Raw genomic sequence first — 4,466 nt, 5'->3', positions numbered from 1 at the left:
CTGGAGCCGCGGCCAGCGAGCCTGCGCGTCTACCTGGCGCGAACGCCGGAGGGCTGGACGGTGATGCCGGGCGGTTTTGCCCGCATCGGCCTGTCGCTCGACCCGACGGCGATCGCCATGCAGCGTGGCGGCCAGGCAGCGGATGTCTGGGTTGTCAGCGACAAACCGGTGGAGCGCGAGACGCTGCTGCCGCAGGAAGGCGACAGTTTCAGCCGCACCAGGCCCGGCAGCCTGCCCAGTCGCGCGGCGGAGAACCTGACCTGGCTCGGCCGCTACATCGAGCGCTCGGAAGACACGGTGCGCATCCTGCGCGCCTACCATGTGCGGCTCGCCGAAACGTCCGACCCGGACATGCCGCTGCTCGCCGACATCAGGGATTATCTCGAACCTTTCGGCATCGACGTCGAGACGGCGATCCCGTCAGGGCTGATAGGCACGCTGGATAGCGCGGTCTACAGCGCCGGGCAGATTCGCGACCGCTTCTCGCCCGATGGCTGGCTGGCGCTGAAGGACCTGTCGAAAACCATCCATCAGTTCGCAACGACGGTCGCGCCCGGCGACGACGCGACCCGGGCGATGACAGTCATCCTGCGTAAGCTCGCCGGCTTTTCCGGCCTGCTGCACGAGAACATGTACCGCTTCGCCGGTTGGCGCTTCCTCGAGATCGGCCGCCGGCTGGAGCGCGGCATCCAGATCTCCCGCACGCTGTCGCGGCTGACCAGCGCCAAGGCGCCGGACGGCGCGCTCGACATGATGCTGGAGATCGGCGACAGCGTGATGACCCATCGCCGCCAATATCCGGTGCAGGCCGGCCGGCGCACGGTGATCGACCTGCTGGCGCTCGATCCGCTTAACCCGCGCTCCATCCTGTTCCAGCTCGAAAGGCTGAAGGCCGAAATCGGCCTGTTGCCGTCGCTCGGCGGGGAGGGGCAAATGTCGCCGGCGGCGAAGGAAATCCTGCAGCTCAACACCCAGATCGCCATCAAGGAGCCTTCGGATATGACGGCAAAGGCGCTGGACGAGCTCGCCCACGAAATCGGCGGCCTCTACAACAGCCTCGCCAAAGCCTATTTCGGATAAATCATGCTCTACGATATCAGGCTTCATCTCCACTATGATTACGCTTCCGCTGCCGGCGGCGGTCGTCATCAGGTGCGCGTGCTGCCGTCGACGATATCAGGCGTGCAGCGCGTCATCGCCGCATCACTGTCCTTTGCGCCGGCGCCCAACGAGCGTTCCGACTTTTCCGATTTCTTCGGCAACAACGTCACCTCGATCGCCTTTCGCGACGCGCATGATGCGCTCGACATCAGGATGAGCGCCCGCGTGTCGGTGTCTCGGCCCGAGCCCGGGCTCGACGTGTCGCCCGATATCGCCCGGCTCAGGCAGGAGCTCGCCGCGGTGCGGTCTCTAGCACCTGATGCACCGCACCATTTCCTGACGGCCAGCACCCATGCCGGCATCGACGATGCGATCACCGCCTACGCACGCAGCAGCATCGCCGGTTCCGCCGCCAGCACGGCCATGAACCTGTGCCATCGCATTCATCGTGATTTCACCTATGACGGCGAGGCGACGACGGTGCGGACCCGGGCCAGCGATGCCTTCAGGCTGAAGCGCGGTGTCTGCCAGGACTTTTCGCATATCATGATCGCCGGCCTGCGTGGGCTCGGCATTCCCGCTGGCTATGTCAGCGGCTTCCTGCGCACCATCCCGCCGAAGGGCAAGCCCCGGCTGGAAGGCGCCGATGCCATGCATGCCTGGGTCAAGGTCTGGTGCGGGCGCGACGCAGGCTGGCAGGAATTCGATCCGACCAACGGCATGCGGGCCAGCAACGACCATATCACCGTCGGCTACGGCCGCGACTATTCGGACGTAGCGCCGATCGTCGGCGTGCTCAAGACCACGGGGGGACAGGTCGGCGAGCAGGCTGTCGATGTCATTCCGGTTGTGCTCGAGAAAGCCTGAAGGCAGGCTCGACACCGTTTTCGGACGGCGCGTGGAACCAGCGGTCGGCCAGTGGCTTATCTACGGAATTCGCGTGGAGCCGACATGTTGCAGAAATCCGGATTGTCGCCCGGCCGACCGGCTGGCGAGGACGCTGTATCGCCAGATGGCGTGTTCAAAAACGGGGCACAAAGCTCGGCCGATCATGCGTCGCTTAGTTATGTCAGCGATGCCGAGCCTGGTATCCGGCGGCTGAAGACAGGCAAGGGGTTTTCCTACAAGGGACCGGACGGACGGACGGTTTCGGACGCCACCAAAGCCCGCATCGAGGCGATCGTCATTCCGCCGGCCTGGACGGATGTGTGGATTTCGCCCGACGCGGACGGCCATATCCAGGCAACCGGCAGGGACCAGCGGGGACGCAAGCAATATCGTTATCATCCGCAATGGGCCGAAGAGCGCGATGGTGCCAAATATTCGAGCCTTGTCGCATTCGCCGAGAGCCTGCCGGACCTGCGGCACAGGGTCGATAGCGATCTGCGCCGTCGTGGCTTGCCGTTCGAGCGGGTCGTCGCCGCGGTCGTCTGGCTGCTCGACAACACGATGATCCGCGTCGGCAATGCCGCCTACGCCCGCGACAACAAGAGTTTCGGGCTGACCACGTTGCGCGACCGGCATGTCGATATTGTCGGTTCAAGCCTGCGCTTTGCCTTCAAGGGCAAGTCGGGCAAGGAGTGGAAGCTGAAGCTGGCCGACCGCCGCATCGCCAGGATTGTGCGTGGCGCGCAGGACCTGCCAGGCCAGAAGCTGTTCCAGTATCTCGATGAGGATGGCGACAGGCGGCCGGTCCGCTCCGAGGACGTCAACCGCTATATCCGTGAGGCGGTCGGTGACGCCTTCAGTTCGAAGCATTTCCGCACCTGGGGCGGCACCATTCACGCCGCGTCGCTGTTTGCGCAAACGGAACTGCCGCAAAGCCAGACGCAGCGAAACAGGGCGATGAACAGCGTCATCGACAAGGTTGCCGAGCGGCTGGGCAATACGCGTGCCGTCTGCCGCAAATGCTATATCCATCCGCGGGTCTTCGAAGCGTGGTCCGAGGGACGGTTGCTGGATGAAATGGCGCAGGCCAACAAGCGCAAACGGGCGATTGCCGGTCTCGATGACGAGGAAGCTCTCGTGTTGCGATGGCTGAAACTGGGAGAAAGCTGACCGACGCGGCCGACGGTGGCCAAATCCGTCACATCTGGATTTTTTTATCGACGTCATGTCGGGATCGGTCTTACTGTTTCGTCCTTTGACAGAGAAAAGGACCAGCCATGCTCTACGCAATCCTCTGCTATGCCTCCGAAGATGTCGTCTGCTCCTGGAGCAAGGCACAGGACGACGAGGTCATGGCCAATCTCCTCGACGTTCAGGACAAGTACGCCAAGGCTGGTCGGCTCGGCCCGGTGGCACGGCTTCTGCCGACCACGGCCGCGACGACGTTGAGGAAGGTCAAAGGCGAATCGGTCGTCATCGACGGGCCGTTCGCCGAGACCAAGGAACAGTTTCTCGGCTTCTACACGCTCGAATGCGCCGATCTCGACGAGGCGGTGGAGTTCGCCCGCGAGCTTTCCGAGGTCAACCCGAGCGGCGGCTCCTATGAAATCCGGCCGGTTTCGGTCTTCAACCCAACAACGGTTTCCGCATGACCGAAATGGCCTGGATCAGCTCCGCGATCAGCGCCGCCCGCCCGCAGGCGATGGGCGCGCTGCTGCGTTATTTCCGCGATCTCGATACGGCGGAGGAAGCTTTCCAGGACGCGTGCCTCAGGGCGTTGAAGAACTGGCCGCAGAACGGGCCGCCGCGCGACCCGGCGGCCTGGCTGATCTTCGTCGGCCGCAACAGCGGCATCGATGCGGTGCGCAAGCGCGCCAAGCAGGCGCCGATGCCGGAGGAAGACCAGGTTTCCGATCTGGAAGACGCCGAGAGCGATATCGCCGAGCGGCTGGACGGGGCGCACTACCGCGACGACATATTGCGGCTGCTGTTCATCTGCTGCCATCCTGATCTTCCGGCAACGCAGCAGATCGCGGTGGCGCTGCGCATCGTCTCCGGTCTCACCGTCAAGCAGATCGCGCGCGCCTTCCTGGTTGGCGAAAGCGCCATGGAGCAGCGCATCACTCGCGCCAAGGCGCGCATTGCGGACGCCGGCGTGCCGTTCGAGACGCCTGGCGCGGTCGAGCGCTCGGAACGGCTCGCCGCCGTCGCCGCCATGGTCTACCTGGTCTTCAACGAGGGCTATTCGACCAACAGCGGCGAGGCGCCGGCCCGCGCGCCGCTGTGCGAGGAGGCGATCCGGCTGGCACGGCTGTTGCTGCGGCTGTTCCAGACGGAGCCGGAGATCATGGGGCTGACGGCGCTGTTGCTTCTGCAGCATGCGCGCGCACCGGCCCGTTTCGACGAGAGCGGCGAGATCGTGCTGCTCGAAGACCAGGATCGCAGCCTGTGGAGCCGCAAGATGATCGATGAGGGGC

At 64.6% G+C, this 4,466-nt stretch carries 5 protein-coding genes; all 5 read left to right on the top strand.

All coding sequences use genetic code 11. The features are described 5' to 3' along the window. The coding region (locus tag EN991_RS24760) for an alpha-E domain-containing protein (protein ID WP_206519244.1) at nt 1-1,080 on the top strand (1,080 nt) is incomplete at its 5' end. Between the two features lie 3 nt (nt 1,081-1,083). Continuing rightward, nucleotides 1,084-1,968 (top strand): transglutaminase family protein, encoded by an 885-nt coding sequence (locus tag EN991_RS24755; protein ID WP_013529827.1) that lies wholly within the window; start codon nt 1,084-1,086, stop codon nt 1,966-1,968. Between the two features lie 84 nt (nt 1,969-2,052). Beyond that, complete coding sequence (locus EN991_RS24750) at nt 2,053-3,159, top strand: DNA topoisomerase IB (protein ID WP_127369741.1); 1,107 nt, start codon at nt 2,053-2,055, stop codon at nt 3,157-3,159. Nucleotides 3,160-3,266: 107 nt separating this feature from the next. Next, nucleotides 3,267-3,641, top strand: coding sequence for a YciI family protein (locus tag EN991_RS24745; protein WP_013529829.1), 375 nt, complete (start codon nt 3,267-3,269; stop codon nt 3,639-3,641). Continuing rightward, on the top strand, nt 3,638-4,466 hold an 829-nt coding region (locus EN991_RS24740), incomplete at its 3' end, for an RNA polymerase sigma factor (protein ID WP_164769352.1). The genes EN991_RS24745 and EN991_RS24740, both read left to right, overlap by 4 nt.

It is taken from the genome of Mesorhizobium sp. M7A.F.Ca.US.005.03.2.1 (genome assembly GCF_003997795.1).
GTDB classification, from domain to species: domain Bacteria; phylum Pseudomonadota; class Alphaproteobacteria; order Rhizobiales; family Rhizobiaceae; genus Mesorhizobium; species Mesorhizobium ciceri.
The sequence above is the reverse complement of the archived record's forward strand: the minus strand, read 5'-3'. Positions and strand labels throughout refer to the sequence as shown.

Excerpts from the sequence above, each read along its gene's own strand:
- EN991_RS24755 (WP_013529827.1), top strand. The coding sequence starts at position 1,084 with ATGCTCTACGATATCAGGCTTCATCTCCACTATGATTACGCTTCCGCT.
- EN991_RS24750 (WP_127369741.1), top strand. The coding sequence starts at position 2,053 with ATGTTGCAGAAATCCGGATTGTCGCCCGGCCGACCGGCTGGCGAGGAC.
- EN991_RS24745 (WP_013529829.1), top strand. The coding sequence starts at position 3,267 with ATGCTCTACGCAATCCTCTGCTATGCCTCCGAAGATGTCGTCTGCTCC.